Here is a 21196-nt window from a genome sequence, read left to right as displayed (position 1 = left end):
AGGGCTCAGTTGCTGAGTGGTGCCCTGGCTGTCAGTGGTGCCTGTGATACTTCCTGGTCGTAGTGTGTGCCGAGACCCACCCTTTGGCTGGTCTCCAGCACCTCTGCGAGACTTGCACGTTCGTATTGAGTCAAGCCAGGAGAAGTCGATGAGCCCCAGTGATCGCGATCTGACCGTGATCGAGATCTGTGCCGGAGCAGGCGGCCAGGCACTTGGACTGGAGAAGGCGGGCTTTGAGCATCGCCTCGCAGTCGAGATCGACTCAAACGCGGTGAAGACGCTGAAGCTGAACCGCAGCCACTGGGACGTGAAGACGGGGGACGTAGCCGATCTGGCTACCTGGAATCCTCAACTGCCCGAGTACAAGGGTATTGATCTGCTGGCTGGCGGCGTGCCCTGCCCGCCGTTCTCCATCGCGGGTAAACAGCTTGGTGCGACTGACGAGCGCGACCTGTTCGCCTGGGCCGTTGAGCTTGCCGGCACGATGCAGCCAAACGCACTGATGCTGGAGAATGTCCGTGGCCTTTCCGCCCAGCGGTTCTCCGCCTATCGGCAGCATATGAAGGATCGACTTGAGGAACTCGGCTACTGGTCCGACTGGCGTCTCCTCCACGCGGCGGACTTCGGCGTTCCCCAACTACGGCCCCGCTTCGTGCTTGTGGCTCTGCGAGATGCGGACGTTCCGTGGTTTCACTGGCCTACGGAGGAGCGTACAAGCAAGACGGTTGGTTCCGTACTCCGCAATTTGATGGCAGAGAATGGATGGCCGGGGGCTGATGCCTGGGCGGCACGAGCTAACGACATCGCCCCCACTATCGTCGGTGGATCAAAAAAGCACGGTGGTGCTGACCTCGGACCGACGCGAGCCAAGCGAGCATGGGCGGAGCTAGGGGTGGATGCCATGGGAGTCTGGGATGAGGCGCCTGACGCGACGTTCCCCGTGGACGAGAGCCCGAGGCTTACGGCGGACATGGTTGCCGTGCTGCAAGGTTGGGATCCGAAAGAGGGTTACGAGTGGGACTTCAGCGGACGTAAGACGAGCAAATACCGGCAGATCGGCAATGCGTTTCCTCCGCCGGTCGCCCGCGCGGTTGGTACGAGTATCGCCAGGGCTCTGAGGCATGAAGGCGTGAAGCGCGACAGGGAAACAGTCGCGTCTGAGGTTCTGCACGACCCTCTGTACAGGGCGTTGCATAGCGCGGACGGGTTTGCCACGGTTGCTCAGCTTCAGAAGGCTATCGGTGGAAAGTTCGAACCTGGTGAGTTCGAGCGCTCCATCGCCCATCTGGCACGTGATTTCATCATTGAACATCAGGAGCTGGAGGACGTCCGGTCGTACCGGCTTGCAGGATTCAAGGGCTTTGTGGGCCAGGCTGACCACGAACGGCATCTTAAGTTTGCCGAGATGCGAGCAAAAATCAGCTAGCGGTGACGGCCACTTTCACGTTGAGTGTTTGTTGCGCCGGACAGCGGCTCCGATCGCGGACGCGCATTCGCCGGGTGACTCGTGCTCCCAGAACCGGAGCACGGTCCATCCCGCCTCTCCAAGGCGTCTGTTGGTGTCGCGGTCACGGGCCATATTGCGAGCTACCTTGTCCGACCAGTACCCCACGTTTGTCTTCGGGGGCACATAGTGGTCGGGGCAGCCGTGCCAGTAACAGCCGTCGATGAACACCGCTACCTTCGCCGGGCGGAAGACCATGTCAGCTGTCCGGCGTAGGTCTGGCAGCGGTTTGGCAGCTACTCGGTACCGCAGTCCCTGGGCATGAACGAGGCGTCGGACGACCTGTTCTGGCTTGGTGTCCCGGCTCTTGATCGCCTGCATGTTCCGGCGTCGCGCTGCGGACGAAGCCCATGATCCGTCGGGCGGGGTCCATGGTTCGGGATCCGGCACTGTCGTCTGCTCTCCTCGGAGTCGTGCGGCCTCAGACCGAGCCGGTCCCGCCGCCCACACTGCCCGCCTCATCTTGCTTGTCACTCAGGGCGATCCACTCGCCAGGCCGCAATGAGATACCACGAGCGGCTGCCTGGTCGCGCGACTCTACCCAGTCGCCGCACAGCAACGTCAGCCCCTCCTCGGCTGCTTCGTCCCGTGCTTGCCTGGCACGGCGCATTGGGTCGCCATTGCCTGCACCTACGGTGAGAATGACATTCCGGGGAATGATCCGTCCCTCGAGAAAACGGAACATCATCAGCAGACGCTTCACCTGTCCAGGCTTTTCTGCGAGTACCTGGTCCGCTTGTTCCTCAGTAAGAAATGTGAGGGGATTGACAGGAAGAGCTGTCCAGTCGTAGAGGGGGACTGACCATTGGTCACGTGCTTGTGCGGCGAGACCACGCTTGCCGTCATTGTTGCCTGCCCCTCGGTACAGCCAAGAGCGGTGGGTGCGGACAAGCCAAGTGCGGTGCCGGTTCCTGGTGAGATCTATCTGAGTACAGATACAAAGCTGACAGTGAGCCTCGGTGGGAATCGTCCAGTTTTTTCCGATGGTGGCTTTGATGTCCACGGGAATCTCGGAAACCAACGTATCGAGCGGCTTGCTCTTCGGGAGGCTGAATACCCGCAGGACTTCGTACTCCAGCTTCGCACCGACGGAGGCCCGTTCTCCGGGATGCACCTTAGGGGACCGCAGATCGAAGCGGCCGGTTCGCGCTCCGTCGAGCACGTAGTCGATGGAGTTGCGGATTGCCTCGGTGTAGAGCTCCGCGACGTGGTGATCTAAAAACCAGGCGAGGACAGCCTGTAGTTGCACGTCAGCCACCGGACTCAGGAGTGGGTGCTCCCCATTCTCGGTATTTGTGCATGTTTCGCCTAGTTGCTGCAGGACTAGTGACGCCATCGGGGAAGTTGTGCTCCCGCTCTGCTTGTTGCCGGTGTATGGAGCTCAGATAGCTTCGATGATTGCTTTGCCTTGCTGAGCCGAGTCAATGGTACGGAAGCGCACCATGGGCTGGCGTAGGGCGGTCGGAGCGGCCGCTGGGATAAATGACGCCGCCACGATGATCTTGGCTGGATCTGCGGTGCCGGCCGGGAGGACTTCTCCGGGCGCACCGAGCCCGGGTTCTGCTACTAGGTAGAGCAACACGGCCCCGCGCCGAGGCTGGTGGAACTGTGTGGCGAAAGGGTCGTCATCGGTAGGCAAGCGAAGCCCGGCGATTCGCTCCGCTGACTGTCGATGAGCGACGCCGGACACCCGGTTGAAGACACCACGGCCGTTTCGGCTTCGCTCCACCAGAGTGAGTGGCTGCGAAGCTCCGAATTTGGCTGCCACGCTTGTCTTGCCGGAAGTCTGAGGAAGGATTAGCGCCCAGTCATCAGTGGCGCAGCCGGCGTCACTGGCGTCTTTGAGATAGGCGAGATGAGGCGCGAACAAGTCTGGGCGGCCCCAGGTGAGGGCGCTCATGACGGCCAGCAGCTTGTCGTGGTTGAGGACCGTGGCCCGCGCGGGGTAGCTGGTGAAGTTACCGCGGTCTGTATCGCTCAGCGTGACGAATGCGATCACGTCCGCGCTGAGGGACTCAAGGCTGGGCAGCCAGGTCTCCGTGTTATGACGGAGATCATCAGCGCTGGTCGGATAGGCCGTAGGCTCTACCCACTGGCCGGGTGACCTGATCTCAACGACCTCTGCGTTGTACATCTTGTTGCTGCCGCTCGGCTTGAGCCACTGAAGGTGCTGTGAGACCAGCGGAGGGATCTGGGCGGGTGTCACTTGAGGTTCACCGTCGACCAGTTCGGCGTACTGCGACAGTTGCGAGCGGAAGTTCTCTTCGTCTCGGCAGATCGCCTCGAACGCCTCGTACAGGTCGACCGTTTTTGTTTTGGTCAAAAGCTCTTCACGACCGACGTACAGGCGCACCAAATCTCGGTACCCCGGGCGGAAGCCGAACCACCGGCCCATCTGCATGAGGGTGTCGGCCTGCCGCGTCGTACGGCGGTAGTAGGTGATGGTGAGTCCCTCAACAGTGAAACCGCGGGAGAGTTTGGTTCCGCCGACAAGGATCTTCCATACGTTGGGAGTCCGATCGAAATCCAGACCCACTGAGCTGAAGTAGCTGTCAGTGTCGCCGTTGACGACGATAACTGGGTGGCCGCCTCGATTGATGAGCTGGCGAGCCCGGGAGACATATGGCTTCAGGCCGGCGTATGAGTCCGGTGTGGGGAGGGCCTTCGAGACGTAGCGCGAGAAGTCTGTGGCAAGTAGAGCGGCAAGCCGGTCGTGCCCCTCTTGGCCCGTGTAAGCAGCCTGATGCCACATAGTGGTGATTCGCTGGGCGAGTTCCGCATGGTCATCCATTTTTACCGACTCGTGCACGAGCATCGTGTGGTGCCGGAAGGGACCGTCGTCGACGTCGCGCTCAGCACGGTAGAGCTTGAGGGCGCCACTCAGAACGTAGGCGTCCATGGCTTCCTGCAGGAGATCGCCTGTGTCTTCGCAGATGCTCCGAACATGGGTCTCCTCGGCGGTGCCGCCGGGGTTCAGGTCGTGAAAGTCCTGGACACCCATATAATTGGTCGGCCGTGGTAGCGAGATAAGGAAGTCTCGCGGGAAAATGTCCTCGGCGTCGCTAGGGTCAATGAATACGTTAGCGAAGGGCGTAGCGGTGTAGCCAACATACTGAGCACGCGGCAGAAGCCGGAGAAGCTGGGAAATCAAGCCGTTAATGGTGGTTCGGTTTGTCTGGCCTGACTCCCACTTGGTGGGGTTTGAAGTGTTAACTGATGCCTGATCGGATTCATCGTCGATAATTAGTACCGGAATCTCTCCAAGAAGACTCTGGATTTGCTTCAGATCTGTCACTAGTTTAGCCAGGACTGACTTGTTTTTCTTGACGACCATGACTCGGGCGGCGGCTCGGTGGAGGTTGCGTGGATCGTATAGGGGAATCTTCGGCTCGCGCTTCTCAAATTCCAGTGCGCGAATTCCCTGGAAGAGGCTCTTGTAGTCGTCGCTGCGAGTAGTGAGACGTTCAATATCGAAGGCACCGAGAGCTGAGGGGCGGCCCCCGTGAGAAACGAACTTCGGCCAGTCCTCGTCGTCCCCGACGTAGTCGATGCCGACCAGGGTGTCCAGGTCGCCAGGGTCCGCGCCCCGCAGAATGTTTTCCTGACCGATCAATTCCATGTCAAGGCGGCGCTGCGTCTGGGCTCGCAGGAGATTCAGGGTGCCTGCAAGAACAATCACCAGGCGGTAGCCGGCGTCAATGGCTTTAGCCGTCACGCCGGTGAAGTTGGCGGTCTTGCCCGACTGTACGTATCCGACGACCAGCCCCTTGGCTTGCCTTTGCTCTTCCTGTTCTGGATCGGTCAGGCGCTCCACCACGGCACTGCTTGCCTGATCAAGCCCTGCGATCGCTGCCGCGCTCCAGCCTTTGGCGCGGAGCGTGTGTTCGTAGGCAGGCCAGTAGAAGGAGCGCGCTGCAGCGCGTTCTTTCGTATACCAGTGTGTAAATTTCTCAGAGACGACTGCCGGTCTAGGTTCTTTTGAGATTTCAATCGTGTGTGTCAATGTTTTGCATAGAGCTTCCCCGAACCCAAGCAATCGATATTGATCAGAGCGCCGCTCCTCGGTGCGTGCGGCACTCGATGACCAGGTAGGTCGCTCCTCGAAATCCCATTCCGTAAGTTTTCTTTCCCAGAGTGCGGTCAGGCCGCTCTCAGGCTTAGCGATCTGTGATTCGAAGGATTGTTCGCTCAGATCGGCTCCGGGAAAGTCATCTTCGGCGGCCAGTTGAATCCATTTCGCGAAGGTCTTGGGGCCGCGAAGCATTCCGCTGAGCGCCGCTGTATGGATCTCGACCAGGTTGTCGGTCATAAGGCACGCCTCTTCAGTTGGTGTACCGGTCACGCTGTACGTTGACAGCGGAGAGCAAGATACTGTTCCAGTAATCAACCTGATCGCTTCGCTTCTTCTCCCAGCGGGCGAAGCCGAACAGTTCCTCCAGCATTAGATAAAGGAGGGTCTTGAGTACAGGAGCATCGTTAGATCCGCCATGCTGGCCGACGTTGAAGACATCGCGGTGATCTCTGTTGAGCTGGATAATCCGGTTTTCGCGGTCTAGCTCGAAGAAACGGTGGGCGGGAAGAGTATCCCAACTGATTGAGATTGCATCCTCGCCGCGTTTTTCGGGCAATTCTTTGCGGATCGCATCTTTGATGCGCGGATCGAATCCCTTGCCCGGCGGAATCACCGGTCTGCGAGTGATCTCGGTACGAGAGGAGCCTTCACGATAGACGGACTGTGCGTCTTCCAGATATGTATGGAAGCTCCGCCCCTCGGTGTCTACCGCCTTCTCGATACCTCGCGCAAACGCCTGTGTGGCTGTGACGCCCTCCTTTTTCACGTCGAGGCTGAAGACGCTGTTACGCCGGGGAGGGAGGTCGAGTTCAATCCGCGCGAGGTTGAGGCGGGTGTCCTTGCTGCCTCGTTGGCCGTTCCAGCCGCCGGCTTGGACCAAGCGGTTGTTGCGGTAGAAGTAGAAGCCCTGGCGCTCAGCCAGCGGACCGATCAGCTTGTACTCAGCGCGTGGTGATTTGGCTGGCCAGATATGGGCCCTCAGCCGCAGTTCGCCGATGCCCTCGACCGGCGCGGTGAACTCGCTTGGGTAACCCCTCTTGCCTGGCACCCGGTAGTTGAACGGGTCGAGGGGCTCCACCCCGGTGTGGTCCAGTTCGTCGCCTGTGTGGACATCTTCGATCACGATATCGATGTTCAGGGCGCCCCTGTCGAGGAAGCGGTGGAGGTACAGACCGAGATGTGTTTCCAGCTTCTGGATGGCCTCGGACAGGAAGCGGTCGGTCTGGCTGCTCTCTACTGTTTCAAAGGCTCGCACCTTGTCCCAGCGGACGATCGTTCCGTGCCACTGGATGATGCCGTCGTAGCGGTCGATGAGCGTCTGCGCGTAACGAGGCGTGACGGTGTCACAGCGATAGCCGTCGGCGAGGGAAGCTGAGGTCAGCTGCCGTCCAGCGGCTCGGCTTGTCTTCGTCGTACTGACGACGGTGAGCGCATCCGAGTGAGATAACGACGCTGCTTTCAGTCCAGTGCCGTACATGCCAAGAGCCTGGTCGTCGTACGCCCTGCGCCTGCCAACGGTCATTGCCGCGTCAAGGTCGGCATCCTTCATTCCGTGGCCGTCATCGACAATCAGAAGACTCAGCAGTCGATTGTCGTCGCGGAGGAAGTGCACGACGATGTTCTGGGCGCCGGCGTCAAGTGAGTTGTCGATGAGGTCGGCGACCGCCACCTCAAAGCCGTAACCCTGGTTCTTTAGGGCGTCCACGTACCCCGAGTCGGGCGGGAGCCGTTTACTCCCGCTCGTAGGGACCTCGTACTCCCAGTCGGCAGCAGGCTCTTGGCGCATGACTCTCCTCCCACACAGGAGACTGGGCCTGCGTGGGGGGAGTTGCAGCCCGTCAATTGTTCAGCGTTGACCTGAAGTTACTGTAAGGCGCGTACTGAGGACAGGCAGTCGACGGAATCTGCCGCTACTACGTCTTAGACGGCGCCGTGGCATTCGCGGTAGGGGTGGCCTGAGCCGCACCAGCAGGCGGCGTTTCTGGCTGGGGGCCAGGGGGTGGCTCGGCCTCGGGCTGCCAGGGTTGTGGCGTACTGGGGGAGGAGGTACGGGTCCGAGGGGGGCGTGGCTTCCGAGGCGGCGAAGGCCTCGTACGAGGGGACCGTGCCCGTGACGATGCCGAGGTTGGGGGTGCCTGCCGCTGCCAGTTCGCGGAGGGACGTCTCCAGGGCCGACAGGTGGGCCTCGCGGGACGGGTATTCCGCGGAGAGGGTCGGGTACGCGGCGAGGAGTTCGGTGAGTTCCGGGGCCGGCCAGTGCAGGACCGCCACCGGGAAGGGCCGGGACAGGGCCGTGCGGTAGGAGCCCAGTTCGGCGCGGAGGCGGGTGATCTCGGCCTGGAGTTCGGCGGGGTTGTCGGAGCCCAGGGTCCACAGGCGCTTGGGGTCGTGGAGTTCGTCCAGGGTGACGGACGCCGGGTTGACGCGGTCGGCGAGGCCGTCCCAGTCGTCGTGGGCCAGGCCCAGCATTCTGCGCACCCGGTGGCGGCCGATCAGCAGCGAGTGAGTGGGGTACGGGACCTCCTCGCCCGGGGTGAGGAGCAGGTTCAGGGCCGTGGTGAACGAGTCGTGGGCCGCTTCCAGCTCGTCGTGCTTCTCCAGCGTCTCGGCCAGGATCTCCCAGGGTGCCGGGTCCAGCGGCTCCGCGGCGCGCAGTCCGTCGATGATCACCCGGGCCTCGGCGTCGTGGCCGTACTCCCAGAGGTTGGCGGCCTGGAGCGCCTTCACCAGCTGGGGGTGTTCGGGGGAGGCCGCAAGGAGGGTGTCGTACAGGCCGGTGGCACGGTCACGGGCGTCGGCCAGCTCCAGATGGGCGGCGGCCTGGAGGAGCAGGGGCTCGTGGTCCTCGGGGTACCGGGCCGCCGTGCGCAGCAGGCGCTCGGCTTCCGTGATGTGGTCGGCAGACATGTCGGGGCGCATGGTCAACACGGTACTGCTGCCCGAGGGCCGGGGCAGGTGTTGTTCCCGTCCGGGGCGTTACCTGTCGGTCCGCCGGGGTGAGGTGAGGTGAGGGGAGGTGGGGAGGAGGTGGCGGTGTGGTGGGGGGCATATTCGGGTGGGGGGTCGTTCGTCCTGTCCCCGTAGTGTGCTGCCGTGTTCCTACAACGTCCCCATCTGCTCTGGCTGCTCGTCCCCTTCGTGCTCTTCCTCGTGGCCGTCCCCTGGGTCAACCGCGTCGACCCCGTCATCGCCGGCGTTCCCTTCCTGCCCTTCTGGCTGTTCGTGTCCACGCTCCTCACCCCCTTCGCCGTCTGGCGCGCCTACCGCGGCGATCAGCGGCTGATCGAGCAGCGCGAGCACCAGCACCGGCACCAACCGCAGTCGCCGGAGGACGGCGAGTGAACGCCGCCGTCGCCACCTCGATCTTCGGGGTCTTCATGGTCGCGACCGTCGTGCTCGGCCTGCTCGCCGTACGCGGCCGGGGCGGGAAGACCGGCGGGATCGCCGAGTGGTCCGTGGGCGGGCGCAGCCTCGGGGCCGTGTTCATCTGGGTGCTGATGGCCGGCGAGGGCTACACCAGTTTCAGCTATCTGGGTGGCGCCGGCTGGGGGTACGACTTCGGCGCGCCGGTGCTGTACGTGGTCGCGTACATGTCCTGCGGGTACGCCGTCGGTTACGTCGTCGGGCCCATGCTCTGGAGCTACGCCCGCCGCCACCAGCTGGTCGGCATCACCGACATGATCGCCCACCGCTTCGGCCGGCCCTGGCTGGGCGCGCTGACCGCGGTGCTGGCCACCGTCTTCCTGCTGCCGTACATCCAGCTCCAGATCACCGGCATGGGCGTGGTCGTCTCGACCATCTCGTACGGCGCGATCAGCCTCAACTGGGCCTATTTCATCGCCTTCGCCGTGACCACCGGCTTCGTCGTCGTGAGCGGGCTGCGCGGCAGCGCGTGGGTGTCCGTGCTCAAGGACGTCATGGTGATCGGGACGCTCGCGTTCCTCGCCGTCTACGTCCCGCTGCACTACTTCGACGGGTACGGGCCGCTCCTCGACCGCGTCGTCGCGGAGAAGCGCCAGTGGCTGACGCTGCCGGGGCACGGGCACAGCGGGATGGGCAGCGCGTGGTTCGTCACCACGTCCCTGATGAACGCGCTCACCGTGGTGATCTTCCCGACCACCGTCGCCGGCTACCTGGGCGCGCGCAGCGCCGACGCGCTGCGGCGCAACGCGATCTGGCTGCCCGCCTACAACGTGCTGCTGTTCGTCCCGATGCTGCTCGGACTCGCCGCGCTGTTCGTCGTCCCCGGCCTGGCCGGCGCCGAATCGAACCTCGCGCTCTTCAAGCTGGTCGTCGACTCGCTGCCCGCCTGGGTGGTGGGGGTGGTCGGGGTCGCGGCCGCACTGTCGTCGGTCGTGCCGATGGCCGTGTTCATGCTGGTCATCGGGACGATGTGGGGACGCAGCGTGCTGTCGCTCGTACCGCGCTGGCAGGCCAGGCAGAAGGGCGCCGCACAGGTCGTCGTGGTGGTCGCCGGTGTGGTCGCGCTCGTCATGACGTACGCCGTACCGAACACGCTGGTGCGGCTCTCGCTCATCTCGTACGAGGGGATGGCGCAGCTGCTGCCGATGCTGCTGCTCGCGCTGGTGTGGCGGCGGCTGACCCTGACCGGCGCGCTGAGCGGGCTCACGGTCGGGGTGGCGCTGGTGTGCGCCCTGGTCTTCACCGACCACGATCCGGTCCGGGGCCTGAACGCGGGGATCGTGGGGCTCGCCCTGAACCTGGTGGTGGCGGTGGCCGTGACGTACGCGGGGCCCGCCGATCGTCGGGGCCCCCGGCCGGACGGTGACGTGCTCGCCGACACCGGCGCCGGCGTGCTGCGGGACGAGGCGGGGGCGGCTGCGCGCGGGTAGCCGTCCGCACCCGTTGCGCGCGGGTAGCCGTGCCCACCGGCCGGGCGACTCCTCCGGGCGACTCCTCCTGGCAACTCCTTCGGGGTACGCGAGGGCCGTCGTGTATAACGGCTGGAGGACACCTGAGCACACCTGAGGACACCCACGAAGCGAGAGGGGGGCACCCACCATGGCCGGCAGCGCAGCGCTACCGACACGGCCCCGGCTGCCCCGGCGGCTGCCCAACCCCACCGGGCTGCTGCTCTTCGTCCTCACCGAGGTCCTGCTCGTCGACGCCGGCAGCCTCTCCGCCGCCGTCGCCCTCGCCGCCACCGCGGCGGTCGGCAGCGCGCTCGTCGTGTGCGCCGTCATCTCCGCCCGCGCTGTGCCCGCCGTACCGCGTCAGCGGGTACGTACGGCCATGCGCGACCGCGAGCAGCGCACCGCCTTCCTGCCGCAGCGGGATCCCGACGCCCGGGGGCGTACGAGGCCCCGAGCGCCCGGCCGTCGTCTTCCGACGGCCGCGTAGGGGCAGTGCGACCAGCTAGCTGAGCTGCCTGACCCCCCGCGGGTCGTCATGCCGAGTTGTCTGTCCATCCGGCACGACGAGACCCCTCGGAGGGCTCCCATGTCCTGGCTCATGTCTGTGTTCGCCAGTCTGGTCACCAATTTCGCCGATCTGCTCCAGCCGCTGTTCCACGCCTCGTCGGCCGCGGCGGCGATCGTCATCTTCACCGCCTGTGTACGCCTCGCCATCCACCCGCTCTCCCGCGCCTCCGCCCGTGGCCAGAAGGAGCGCGCCAGGCTCCAGCCGCAGCTCGCCGAACTGCGCAAGAAGCACGGCAAGGACCGTGAGCGGCTGCAGAAGGCGATCATGGAACTGCACGCGGAGGAGAAGGTCTCCCCGCTCTCCGGCTGCCTGCCGGGGCTCTTCCAGATGCCGGCGTTCTTCCTGATGTACCACCTCTTCTCGCGCAAGCAGATCGGTGACGGGCCCAACGGGCTGCTCGACCACCACCTCTTCGCCGCCCCGCTCGGCGACCGCTGGAGCGACGCGCTGGCGCACGGCGGGCTGTTCGGCGGGGCGGGGCTCGTGTATCTGGCGCTCTTCGCGATCGTCGCGGGTGTCGCCACGTTCAACTACCGGCGGATGAAGATCCAGCTCGCCAAGTCGCCCGCCCCGGCGGCCGCCGGACCCGACGGGGCGCCCGTCGCCGGGCTCGGGGCCATGACGAAGCTGATGCCGCTGATGTCCTTCGCGACGCTGTTCACCGTCGGCTTCGTACCGCTGGCCGCCGCGCTGTACGTCGTGACGAGCACCACATGGACGGCTTGCGAGCGGTACTTCCTCTACCGCGACATGCCCGCCGTCGGAGCCCTGTCGCCCGCCGTCTGACACCGGCCGGGCGGGTGGCCCGGTTCCGGCCGGGGCTGCGGTCGCTCACCGGCCGGGGGTGCGGACCCGGTCCACGGTGTGAATCGGCCCTTGCACAGTGATCGGATGTCTTGGACGATCGGACGATCCCGCCGACGGCCGCACCCGTCGGCCGGGGCACGTGCGACCAGAGGGAGTCAGATACATGAAGCTGCTGCGTGTCGGTACGGCAGGCGCCGAACGGCCGGCGCTGCTCGACCAGGACGGTACGACCCTGCGCGACCTGTCGGGCCAGGTCACGGACATCGAAGGGGCGCTGCTCGCCGACGGCGACGCGCTCGACCGGATCAGGGCGGCCGCGGCGGCGGGCGAACTGCCCGTGCTGGAGGGCGGCGCCGGGCAGCGGGTGGGCCCGCCGCTCGGCCGGATCGGAAAGATCGTATGCATCGGGCTGAACTACCACGACCACGCCCGGGAGACCGGCGCGGAGGCCCCGCCCGAGCCGATCATCTTCTTCAAGGCGCCGGACACAGTCGTCGGACCTGATGACACCGTGCTCGTACCGCGCAAGAGCGTCAAGACCGACTGGGAGGTCGAGCTGGCGGTCGTCATCGGCCGCACGGCCCGCTATCTGGACTCGGCGGAGGACGGGCTCGCGCACGTCGGCGCGTACGCCGTGTCCAACGACGTCTCCGAGCGCGAGTTCCAGATCGAGCGCGGCGGCACGTGGGACAAGGGCAAGAACTGCGAGACGTTCAACCCGCTCGGCCCGTGGCTGGTCACGGCCGACGAGGTGCCCGACCCGCAGGCACTGGCCATGAAGCTCAGCGTCAACGGCCAGGTCCGGCAGGACGGTACGACGGCCGACCAGATCTTCCCGGTGGGGGAGGTCGTGCGGTACGTCAGCCAGTTCATGACGCTCTACCCGGGCGACGTCATCAACACCGGTACGCCGGCGGGTGTGGCGATGGGACAGCCGGAGCCGAAGCCGTATCTGCGGGCCGGTGACGTGGTGGAGCTGGAGATCGAGGGCCTTGGCCGGCAGCGCCAGGAGTTCAAGGACGCGTAGCGCCCTTGGCGGGGGCGGCGGCAGGTCCGGGGGCGGCGGTCTCGTCCCCGCCGCCCCCGGACCTGCCGGACCTGCCGGTTCCGTCGCCCCCGTCCGCCCCCAGGCTCTCGCTGCTCCACGCCGCCAGCAGCCGCAGCGCCTGCTCCGACGGTGAGCCCGCCTCCGCCGTGTGGATGCCGAGCGTCTGCTCCGGGTCGTCGTTCGGGGTGAACGCCTCGTAGTTCAGCGTGAGATCACCGACCACCGGGTGGTGGTACACCTTCACCCCGTGCGAGTGGCGCAGTACGTCGTGGTCCGCCCACCAGTGCCGGAAGTCCTCGCTGCGCAGGGACAGTTCGCCGATCAGCTCGGCGAGCTGCGGATCGTCCGGGTGCCGGCCCGCGTACAGGTGCAGGGAAGCGACCATGCTGCGGCCCGCCTGGTCCCAGTCGCCGTACATCGCGCGGGCGCCCTCGTCGAGGAACGCGAAGCGCGCCATGTTGCGCTCGCGGTGCGGCAGCGCGTCGAAGTCGGTGTACAGCGCGCGGGCCATCCGGTTGGCTGCGAGTACGTCGAGCCGGCGGCCGAGCACCAGCGCCGGGGTCTCGGTGATCGTCTCCAGGACCCGGTACAGGCCGGGGCGCACCCGCTGCGGCGGCAGCGGCCTGCGGCGGGTACGGGTGGGCCTGGCGAGGGTGAAGAGATGGCCGCGCTCGGTCTCGTTCAGCCGCAGCGCGCGGGCGACGGCGTCCAGCACGCTCTCGGAGACATGCAGATTGCGGCCGCGCTCAAGACGTACGTAGTAGTCCATGCTCACGCCCGCGAGCTGCGCGACCTCCTCGCGGCGCAGCCCCGGCACCCGGCGGCTGCCGGGCTGCGGGGGCAGGCCCGCTTCCTCGGGGGTGATCCGGGCGCGGCGCGAGCGCAGGAATTCCCGCAGCTCGGAGTTGCCGCCGCCCGCCGCCGCGCTGCCGTTCGCCGTGCCGCCCGTCCCGTTGTCGCCGCCCATGGTCCCAGCGTAGGCACGGCCCCCGGCCGGCGCGCCTCACGAGAGGGGTTCTGCCGGACCCCCGGTACGCCGGGCCCGGGGCACGGGCAGGTCACTCTCCGCCGTGGCTGAGGGGGCCGTCGCGTGGTTGCCTGGAAGCACGGGCCGAGCTCTTCGGACGTGACAGACAGGACATCCCATGACTGAGTTCAATCTCATCACCACGTCGTTCAACGCGAAGTCCACGGCGGCCGACGTCGTGGCAGGCGTCGACCTCACCGGCCGCCGCGCCGTCGTCACCGGCGGTGCCTCCGGCATCGGTGTCGAGACGGTACGGGCCCTCGCAGGGGCGGGCGCCGAGGTGACGCTCGCGGTGCGTGACGTCGAGGCGGGGCGGCGCACCGCCGACGACGTCACGGCGACCACTGGCAGCAAGCAGCTCCACGTCGCACCGCTGGACCTCTCCGACCAGGCGTCGGTCGCCGCGTTCGTCGCCGGCTGGGAGGGGCCGCTGCACATCCTCGTCAACAACGCGGGCGTGATGTACACACCCGAGCGCCGGACCCGGGAGGGCTGGGAGCTGCAGCTCGCCACCAACCACCTCGGCCACTTCGCCCTGACCACCGGGCTGCACGCGGCGCTCGCCGCCGCAGGACGGGCCCGTGTCGTGTCGCTCAGCTCCGTCGGGCATGTGGAGACACCGGTCGACTTCGACGACATCAACTTCCGTCGGCGCCCGTACGACCCGGCGGTCGCCTACGGCCAGTCGAAGACGGCCAACGCCCTGTTCGCCGTGGAGGCGAACCGGCGCTGGTCGGACGAGGGGATCACGGTCAACGCCGCACACCCGGGCGCCGTCCTGACGAACCTGACGCGTCACATGAGCACGGAGGAGCTGGACGCGGCCGTCGCCTCGGGCTACGAGTTCAAGACGCCCGAGCAGGGCGCGGCCACATCCGTGCTGCTGGCGACCTCGCCCCGGCTCGAAGGCGTGGGCGGCCGGTACTTCGACGACTGCAACGAGGCCGCCCGTTACGTACCGGGCGGCCCGCGCAAGGGTGTGGCCGACCACGCCCGCGACCCGGAGGCGGCGGCGCGGCTGTGGCAGGTGTCGCTGGACCTGCTCGCCGCGGCCTGAACCGGCGGCGTGAACTCGCGGCGTGAACCGGCGCGCTGTACTGGCGGCGTGAACCGGCAGCCTGAACTGTCAGTCGTTCAGCAGCTGCGTCAGGGCCGCTACGACCATCGCGTGGTCCGCCGTCTGGGGCAGTCCGGAGACGGTCACGGTGCCGATGACACCGGCGCCACGGACCGCGATCGGGAACGAACCGCCGTGCGCCGCGTACGCGTCGGGGTCGAGCCGGGACGACTCCTCGAACGTCGAGCCCTTCGCGCGGAAACGGCTGCCGACCAGCAGCGAACTCTCGCCGTAGCGCTCGACCACCCGGCGCTTGCGGTCGATCCAGGCGTCGTTGTCCGCGCTGGAGCCGGGCAGGGCGCAGTGGAAAAGCTGCTGGGCGCCGCGCCGGATGTCGATCGCGACGGGGGCTTCGGCGGCGCGCGCCGCTTCGGCCAGCAGGCCGCCGAGCCGCCAGGCGTCCTCGTACGTGAAGTGGGGGAGCACCAACTCCCGCTCCTGCGCTTCGATTTCTTCGACCGAGAAGGTGGGTGCGGTGTTCATGAGCGGGCCTCCAGGGTGACGGTGATGCCTTCGCGCGCCGAGCGGCGGGCCGCCTCCAGGACGTCGAGCGTCGCCGCCGCCTCGTACGCGGTCACCGGCGGTGCGGCGCCGTCGCGCAGCGCCGTGGCGACCGCCGCGTAGTACGCCGGGTAGTCCCCGGCCTCTGTCCTTACGGGAGTGCCGCCGCCCGTCAGCGGCGACTCGCCGGCGCCGAGCCGGCCCCAGGCCGATTCGGGCTCCTCGCCCCAGCTCTCCCCGGCCACCGGGCGCCTGCCCTCGCGCAGCTCCGCCTCCTGCGGGTCGAGGCCGTACTTCACATAGCCGGCCGCCGAGCCCAGCACCCGGAAGCGCGGGCCGAGTTGGGCGGTCGTCGCGCTCGCGTACAGATGCGAGCGGACCCCGCTCGCGTGCGTGATCGCGATGAACGTGTCGTCGTCGGCCTCGGCCCCCGGCCGGCGTACGTCCGACTCCGCGTAGACCCGTACCGCCGGGCCGAACAGCGTCAGCGCCTGGTCGACGACATGGCTGCCGAGGTCGTACAGCAGTCCGCCGATCTCCTCGGGCGCACCCGACTCGCGCCAGCCGCCCTTCAGTTGGGGCCGCCAGCGCTCGAAACGGGACTCGAAGCGCTGGACGTCACCGAGCTGACCGGTCTCGATCAGCCGGGCGACCGTACGGAAGTCGTTGTCCCAGCGGCGGTTCTGGAAGACCGAGAGCAGCAGTCCGCGCTCCTCGGCGATGCCTGCCAACTCCCGCGCCTCGGCGGCCGTTCCGGCGATCGGCTTGTCCACGACGACCGGCAGTCCCGCCTTGAGCGCGGCGGTCGCGATCGGCACATGGGTCTTGTTGGGGGAAGCGATGACGGTCAGGTCCAACTCGTCCGCGCGCGACCACAGTTCGTCGGGCGATCCGGCGAAGCGGACGTCGGGGAACTCGGCGCGTGCCTGCGCCCTGCGCTCCTCGCTCGACGTGACGATCGTGTCGAGGACGAGTCCGTCCGTCGCGGTGATCAGCGGGGCGTGGAAGACGGACCCCGCGAGGCCGTAGCCCACGAGTCCGACGCGCAGCGGGGCGCGGGTGTCAGTCCCTGTCTCAGTCATGCCTCCACTTAAGCAACGCTGTTGCCAAAGTGCAAGAGCGGGGGACAATGGCCGGGTGGAGAGCGCGGAGAGAAGCGACGGGGTGGCCGGGAAGGACAGCGCCGCAATCGGCGGGAAGGGCGGTACGGCAGCGGCCGGGACGAGCGGCGCGGCAGCCGGCGAGTGGGCCGGGCCCGGGGCCAATCTCCCGGTGCTGCGCGGGCACAACGCGGCGCTCGTGCTCGACCTGCTCCGTGCGGCGGGGGCCGCCGGTATCAGCAGGCTGGAGCTGGCCGAGCGCACCGGGCTCACCCCGCAGGCGGTCAGCAAGATCACCGCGAGACTGCGCGCCGACGGGCTGGCCGCCGAGGCCGGCCGCCGGGCCTCCACCGGCGGTAAGCCCCGTACGGTGCTGCGCCTCGTGCCTTCGGCCGCGCACGCCGTGGGGCTGCACCTGGACCGCGACGAGCTGACCGCCGTCCTGGTCGACCTGGCGGGCACCCGGGTCGCGGTCAGGACGAGCCCGCTCGACCTCGGCGCGGGCGCCGAGCGGGTGGTGGCGGAGGTCGCAGCGCAGGTCGCGGCGGTACGGGCGGACGCGGTACGGGCGGACGCGGTACGGGCCGACGCCGCACCGGCTGACGCGGCGGGGGCAGGGGTGGCGCGGCCGGCGCCCGCGTCCAGTGGCGTGGGGGAGCCGCTCGGCGTCGGGGTCGCCATGCCGGGCCCCCTCGACCACACCACCGGCGTCACCCGCCGGATCACCGGCTTCCCGCAGTGGGCGGGCTTCCCGCTGCGCGCCACCCTCGCCGACCGGCTCGGCCTGCCGGTCGTCCTCGACAAGGACACCAACGCGGCGGCCCTGGGCCTCGCCCCGCGCGGCCCCGGCGACTCCTTCGCCTACCTGCACCTCGGTACGGGGCTCGGCGCGGGACTCGTGCTCGACGGCGTACTGCACCGGGGCGACCACACCGGCGCGGGCGAGTTCGGTCACCAGGTCGTCCAGCTCGACGGGCCGCTGTGCCACTGCGGGAACCACGGCTGTATCGAGGCGCTGTGCCTGGCCGCTGTGGCGCGCGGCGAGCCCGCGGAGGCGGCGCGGGTGCTCGGGCACGGGGCGGCGAACCTCGTCGAACTGCTCGGCATCCACCGGGTGCTGCTCGGCGGCAGGACGGTCGACGCGCACCAGGAGGACTTCGTACGGGGCGTGGCGGCCGTCCTCGCCGCTCGCGCCAGGGACGGCGCCCCCGTGCCCGTCGCCGCGGCGGGCGGCGGCCCGCATCAGGTGGCCGAGGGTGCGGCGCAGCTCGTCCTGGCGCCGGTGTTCGGGCGGAGCAACGGGACGAGACTGGGCCGTTAGGACGTATTCGTATGACTGTCTGACCCCTTGCTGGTCGTGGCTGCGGGGGCGGTCCGCACGGGCGTGGCAGCGTCGGGGGCTGACACCCGTCCAGGGCCCGCTGCCGACCGCCCGCGATCAGCAAAGGCGACTCCCCATGCGACTGCGTCACGCCGCTCTGACCATCGGAATCACCGCCGCCGTCCTCGCGCCGCCCGTCGTGGCCGCGCAGGCGCAGGCACACGCGCCGGAACAGGCACGGGCGCAGGCCCACGCACCCGCGCCGGGCTGCGGCAAGGAGTCGGACCGCGCGTTCCCCATCAAGACCCGGATCCACGGCGGCCCGGACAGCTACCGGGCCGGCGGCGGCCCCGGCACCTGGTACCTCGACCTCACCAACACCACCCACGCGCTGTGCCGCGACATCCACCCCGTCGTCGTGCTCACCGACCGGGAGCGGGCCCTCACCACGGCGCAGGTACGGCTGGAACTCACCGACCCGAAGGGGCACTGGCGTCCGCTGGCGCTGGAGAAGTCCGACGAGGACGAGACGATCGGCGTCCTCGACGCCCGTACCGCCGGATTCGTCGTACCGCCCGGCGGGACGGTCACGGTCCGCGCCCGATTCGTCTTCACCGGCGCCGCGCGGCCGAACGAGATCGCCGTCAGCGCGGCGACCGTGCAGCGCCGGGGTGACGACGGTGACTGGGTCGGTGAGTCCAACGCCTACCGCTTCGCGGTGGTGGAGAAGGGCGACGAGCCCGAGGACAGCACGGCATCGGGCGACACGGACACCGGAACAGGCACCGACACCGGAACAGGCACCGACACCGGGACGCCCCGAGGCACGGACGAGACCGCCGGTCCGACGAACGACAGCACGAACGACAGCACGGCCGACGGCTCCGCCGCCCCCACCCGCCCCGGCACCCAGGAACCCGGCACCCAAGCGCCAGGCAGCCACGAGCCGTCCGGCCGCCCCTCGGGCGACACCGCCTCGCACGCCCCCGGCCTCCCCGAACTCGCCAGCACGGGCCTCGGCGGCCTGCTCGGCCGTACCGCGGCGGGCGCGGCGCTGCTCGTCGCGGGCGTCGCGCTGTTCGTAGGCATCCGCCGCCTGCGTACCGTACGGCGCTGACCTGGCCCGCTCCGGCCCGTCCCACCGCCACGTGCGAACATCCCCCCGTGGACTACCCCTACGACCAGGCACCTGGCGCACCCGTTCGCTCCGGGATCCCTGAGCACGGCCGGATCCCCAAGTACTACGCGGTCAAGGCGCATGTCGCGCTGCTGATCGACGAGTTGGGCGAAGGGGGCCTGCTGCCCACCGAGCGCGACCTCGCCGTGCGGTACGAGGTGTCACGCGAGACCGTGCGGCAGGCGCTGCGCGAACTGCTCCTGGAGGGACGGCTCCGCCGCCAGGGCCGGGGCACGGTCGTCGCGGGACCGAAGCTGGAGCAGCCGCTGTCGCTCGCCAGCTACACCGAGGGGGTCCGCCGCCAGGGCCGCACCCCGGGCCGTGCGCTGATCTCCCTCGACCGCTTCCCCTGCACCCCCGCACTGGCGGCCGAGACCGGCGCCGCGCTCGGTGAACCCGTCTGGCACATGGAGCGGGTGCTGCTCGCCGACGACGAGCGGGTCGGCCTGGAGAGCACGTACGTCTCGGTGGCCCGGGTGCCGTCCCTCGACACGGACTTCGATCCGGACTCGTCCTTCTACGGCTATCTGAGCGACCGGCTCGGCGTCGCCTTCGGGGACGCCGACGAACGCATCGAAACGGTCCTCGCCACCCCGCGCGAAGCCCTGCTCATCGGCACGCCGCCCGCTCTCCCCATGCTGCTGATCCACCGGGTCTCGCGGGACACCGACGGGCTCCCCCTGGAGCGGGTGCGCACCCTCTTCCGGGGCGACCGGTTCAGCTTCTCCGCCCACCTGGGCACGCCCCGCCAGGCCTGACGCCAGGCCTGACGCAAGACCTGACGCCGGGGTCCCACGACGGTTCCTCAGGAGCCGCCGTGTATAACGAGAACGTAACGGGTCTGGTCCAAGCTTGGGGCGTCGTTCACCGTCCCGTCGCCGACCGGACCGCCGTGAGCCACCCGTCGCGAGGAGCGTTGCCGCCGTGAGAGTCATCGTCGTAGGAGCCGGCGTGGTGGGAACCATGCACGCCTGGCACGCAATCAGCCGTGGTCACGAGGTCGTACAGATCGAGCGCGAGAGTGAGGCGCGCGGGGCTTCGCTGCGTAATTTCGGGCAGATCTGGGTCAGTGGCCGTGCGGGCGGCGAGGAGCTGGAGACGGCCCTGCGCGCCCGTGAGCTGTGGGAGGAGATCGGCGGCCGGGTGCCCGGCGTCGGCTTCCGGGCCAACGGCTCGCTCACCCCCGTACGCACCGAGCTGGAGCTGGCCGTCGCCGAGGCGGTGACCGCACGTGCCGACGCCGGTCCGCGCGGCCACAAGCTGCTCGGCGCCGACGAGGCGCGCGCACTCAACCCCGCCCTGCGCGGCGACTTCACCGCGGCGCTGTGGTGCGAGCGGGACGCGGCCGTCGAGCCGCGCACCGCCCAACTCGCCCTGAAGGAAGCCCTGCTGGCATCCGGGCGGTACAGCTACCTCGGCGGGCGCGAGGTCCGCGAGGTCATCGAGCCCGGCCGTACGGGGTCCGGCGCGGGCAGCGGTCCGGCCGTACGGGACGACCACGGCGATGTGCACACCGGCGACGCCGTCGTGCTGTGCACGGGCGCCTGGCTCGGCGGGCTCGTCCGCGAACTCGCCCCCGAACTGCCCGTACGGCGCGTCCGGTTGCAGATGATGCAGACCGACCCGCTCGGCGAGGAGCTGACCACGTCGGTGGCCGACGCCGACAGCTTCCGCTACTACCCCGCGTACGCCGGAGAGGCGCTCGACGCGCTCAACTCCGGTCAGCCGCAGACCCCCGTCGCCGACGAACACCGGATGCAACTGCTCATGGTGCAGCGCCTCGACGGCGGGCTGACCATCGGCGACACCCACGCCTACGACCACCCCTTCGACTTCGACCTGCTGGCCGATCCGTACGAACACCTCACGACCGTCGTCGAGTCGTTCGTCGGACGGCCGCTGCCGAGGATCCGGCGGCGCTGGGCCGGGGTGTACGCGCAGTGCGTCGACACCAGCCGGGTCGTCCACCGCGAGCAGGTACGCGACGGGGTGTGGCTGGTGACGGGGCCCGGCGGACGCGGGATGACCTGCGCGCCCGCCATCGCCGAGACAACCGCGAACGAACTGGGCTGGTGAGGAA

19 protein-coding genes are annotated in these 21196 nt (G+C 68.2%); 11 read left to right on the top strand and 8 right to left on the bottom strand.

The genetic code is table 11. The features are described from left to right. Window positions 1-148 precede the first annotated feature (148 nt). Window positions 149-1426, top strand: coding sequence for a DNA cytosine methyltransferase (locus OHS57_RS13905; RefSeq protein ID WP_328582128.1), 1278 nt, complete (start codon window positions 149-151; stop codon window positions 1424-1426). 15 nt (window positions 1427-1441) lie between these two features. Here OHS57_RS13905 and OHS57_RS13900 read toward each other — a convergent pair whose 3' ends face one another. The 5 genes from OHS57_RS13900 to OHS57_RS13880 all read right to left on the bottom strand — a co-directional run bounded on the left by OHS57_RS13900 (window position 1442) and on the right by OHS57_RS13880 (window position 8495). Further along, entirely contained in the window at window positions 1442-1894 is a 453-nt protein-coding gene (locus tag OHS57_RS13900; protein ID WP_328582127.1) for a very short patch repair endonuclease, read from the bottom strand. A gap of 31 nt (window positions 1895-1925) precedes the next feature. After that, window positions 1926-2762, bottom strand: a complete 837-nt coding sequence (locus OHS57_RS13895; protein WP_328582126.1) for a NaeI family type II restriction endonuclease — start codon at window positions 2760-2762, stop codon at window positions 1926-1928. A gap of 123 nt (window positions 2763-2885) precedes the next feature. Further along, window positions 2886-5813 (bottom strand): Z1 domain-containing protein, encoded by a 2928-nt coding sequence (locus OHS57_RS13890; RefSeq protein ID WP_328582125.1) that lies wholly within the window; start codon window positions 5811-5813, stop codon window positions 2886-2888. A gap of 13 nt (window positions 5814-5826) precedes the next feature. Then, complete coding sequence (locus OHS57_RS13885; RefSeq protein ID WP_328582124.1) at window positions 5827-7362, bottom strand: ATP-binding protein; 1536 nt, start codon at window positions 7360-7362, stop codon at window positions 5827-5829. A gap of 134 nt (window positions 7363-7496) precedes the next feature. Continuing rightward, window positions 7497-8495, bottom strand: a complete 999-nt coding sequence (locus OHS57_RS13880; RefSeq protein WP_041996200.1) for an SEC-C domain-containing protein — start codon at window positions 8493-8495, stop codon at window positions 7497-7499. A 174-nt stretch (window positions 8496-8669) separates the two neighbouring features. Here OHS57_RS13880 and OHS57_RS13875 point away from each other — a divergent pair, with 174 nt between their 5' ends. The 5 genes from OHS57_RS13875 (at window position 8670) to OHS57_RS13855 (ending at window position 12852) form a co-directional block, all read left to right on the top strand. Further along, the gene (locus OHS57_RS13875; RefSeq protein WP_063779649.1) at window positions 8670-8918 is read left to right on the top strand and encodes a DUF3311 domain-containing protein; all 249 of its coding nucleotides are present in this window, start codon (window positions 8670-8672) and stop codon (window positions 8916-8918) included. Beyond that, window positions 8915-10429 (top strand): sodium:solute symporter family protein, encoded by a 1515-nt coding sequence (locus OHS57_RS13870; RefSeq protein WP_328582123.1) that lies wholly within the window; start codon window positions 8915-8917, stop codon window positions 10427-10429. The genes OHS57_RS13875 and OHS57_RS13870 overlap by 4 nt, the downstream gene beginning before the upstream one ends. Window positions 10430-10598: 169 nt before the next feature. After that, entirely contained in the window at window positions 10599-10937 is a 339-nt protein-coding gene (locus OHS57_RS13865; protein WP_328582122.1) for a DUF6412 domain-containing protein, read from the top strand. A 99-nt stretch (window positions 10938-11036) separates the two neighbouring features. Continuing rightward, window positions 11037-11804, top strand: coding sequence for a YidC/Oxa1 family membrane protein insertase (locus OHS57_RS13860; RefSeq protein WP_041989244.1), 768 nt, complete (start codon window positions 11037-11039; stop codon window positions 11802-11804). A gap of 184 nt (window positions 11805-11988) precedes the next feature. Beyond that, on the top strand, window positions 11989-12852 hold the full coding sequence (locus OHS57_RS13855) for a fumarylacetoacetate hydrolase family protein (protein WP_328582121.1): 864 nt from the start codon (window positions 11989-11991) through the stop codon (window positions 12850-12852). Here OHS57_RS13855 and OHS57_RS13850 read toward each other — a convergent pair. After that, window positions 12839-13840, bottom strand: a complete 1002-nt coding sequence (locus OHS57_RS13850) for a helix-turn-helix transcriptional regulator (protein ID WP_328582120.1) — start codon at window positions 13838-13840, stop codon at window positions 12839-12841. The genes OHS57_RS13855 and OHS57_RS13850 overlap by 14 nt on opposite strands. A 178-nt stretch (window positions 13841-14018) precedes the next feature. On the opposite strand from OHS57_RS13850, the gene OHS57_RS13845 reads away from it, so the two are divergent. Next, window positions 14019-14957, top strand: a complete 939-nt coding sequence (locus OHS57_RS13845; RefSeq protein ID WP_328582119.1) for an SDR family NAD(P)-dependent oxidoreductase — start codon at window positions 14019-14021, stop codon at window positions 14955-14957. Between the two features lie 69 nt (window positions 14958-15026). On the opposite strand, the gene OHS57_RS13840 is transcribed toward OHS57_RS13845, so the two are convergent. Together OHS57_RS13840 and OHS57_RS13835 are read right to left on the bottom strand one after the other, a co-directional pair. After that, window positions 15027-15500, bottom strand: coding sequence for a heme-degrading domain-containing protein (locus tag OHS57_RS13840; protein ID WP_328582118.1), 474 nt, complete (start codon window positions 15498-15500; stop codon window positions 15027-15029). Next, entirely contained in the window at window positions 15497-16600 is a 1104-nt protein-coding gene (locus OHS57_RS13835; RefSeq protein WP_328582117.1) for a Gfo/Idh/MocA family oxidoreductase, read from the bottom strand. The genes OHS57_RS13840 and OHS57_RS13835 overlap by 4 nt, the downstream gene beginning before the upstream one ends. A gap of 55 nt (window positions 16601-16655) precedes the next feature. Here OHS57_RS13835 and OHS57_RS13830 point away from each other — a divergent pair, with 55 nt between their 5' ends. The 4 genes from OHS57_RS13830 (at window position 16656) to OHS57_RS13815 (ending at window position 21192) form a co-directional block, all read left to right on the top strand. Further along, window positions 16656-17939 (top strand): ROK family transcriptional regulator, encoded by a 1284-nt coding sequence (locus OHS57_RS13830; protein ID WP_328582116.1) that lies wholly within the window; start codon window positions 16656-16658, stop codon window positions 17937-17939. Between the two features lie 136 nt (window positions 17940-18075). Continuing rightward, entirely contained in the window at window positions 18076-19056 is a 981-nt protein-coding gene (locus OHS57_RS13825; protein WP_328582115.1) for a hypothetical protein, read from the top strand. A gap of 47 nt (window positions 19057-19103) precedes the next feature. Beyond that, on the top strand, window positions 19104-19874 hold the full coding sequence (locus OHS57_RS13820; RefSeq protein ID WP_328582114.1) for a GntR family transcriptional regulator: 771 nt from the start codon (window positions 19104-19106) through the stop codon (window positions 19872-19874). Between the two features lie 166 nt (window positions 19875-20040). Further along, a complete protein-coding gene (locus OHS57_RS13815; RefSeq protein ID WP_328582113.1) occupies window positions 20041-21192 on the top strand; it encodes a TIGR03364 family FAD-dependent oxidoreductase in 1152 nt (383 codons plus the stop codon). Window positions 21193-21196 lie beyond the last annotated feature (4 nt).

The sequence above is a fragment of the Streptomyces sp. NBC_00370 genome (assembly GCF_036084755.1).
GTDB lineage: Bacteria > Actinomycetota > Actinomycetes > Streptomycetales > Streptomycetaceae > Streptomyces.
This window is presented reverse-complemented; position numbering and strand designations above follow the sequence as displayed.

What these genes read in the sequence shown, in the direction of transcription:
- OHS57_RS13880 (WP_041996200.1), bottom strand. Translation starts at nt 8,495, where the DNA reads ATGCGCCCCGACATGTCTGCCGACCACATCACGGAAGCCGAGCGCCTG.
- OHS57_RS13890 (WP_328582125.1), bottom strand. Translation starts at nt 5,813, where the DNA reads ATGACCGACAACCTGGTCGAGATCCATACAGCGGCGCTCAGCGGAATG.
- OHS57_RS13840 (WP_328582118.1), bottom strand. Translation starts at nt 15,500, where the DNA reads ATGAACACCGCACCCACCTTCTCGGTCGAAGAAATCGAAGCGCAGGAG.
- OHS57_RS13835 (WP_328582117.1), bottom strand. Translation starts at nt 16,600, where the DNA reads ATGACTGAGACAGGGACTGACACCCGCGCCCCGCTGCGCGTCGGACTC.
- OHS57_RS13885 (WP_328582124.1), bottom strand. Translation starts at nt 7,362, where the DNA reads ATGCGCCAAGAGCCTGCTGCCGACTGGGAGTACGAGGTCCCTACGAGC.
- OHS57_RS13845 (WP_328582119.1), top strand. Translation starts at nt 14,019, where the DNA reads ATGACTGAGTTCAATCTCATCACCACGTCGTTCAACGCGAAGTCCACG.
- OHS57_RS13865 (WP_328582122.1), top strand. Translation starts at nt 10,599, where the DNA reads ATGGCCGGCAGCGCAGCGCTACCGACACGGCCCCGGCTGCCCCGGCGG.
- OHS57_RS13905 (WP_328582128.1), top strand. Translation starts at nt 149, where the DNA reads ATGAGCCCCAGTGATCGCGATCTGACCGTGATCGAGATCTGTGCCGGA.
- OHS57_RS13850 (WP_328582120.1), bottom strand. Translation starts at nt 13,840, where the DNA reads ATGGGCGGCGACAACGGGACGGGCGGCACGGCGAACGGCAGCGCGGCG.
- OHS57_RS13855 (WP_328582121.1), top strand. Translation starts at nt 11,989, where the DNA reads ATGAAGCTGCTGCGTGTCGGTACGGCAGGCGCCGAACGGCCGGCGCTG.
- OHS57_RS13860 (WP_041989244.1), top strand. Translation starts at nt 11,037, where the DNA reads ATGTCCTGGCTCATGTCTGTGTTCGCCAGTCTGGTCACCAATTTCGCC.
- OHS57_RS13825 (WP_328582115.1), top strand. Translation starts at nt 18,076, where the DNA reads ATGCGACTGCGTCACGCCGCTCTGACCATCGGAATCACCGCCGCCGTC.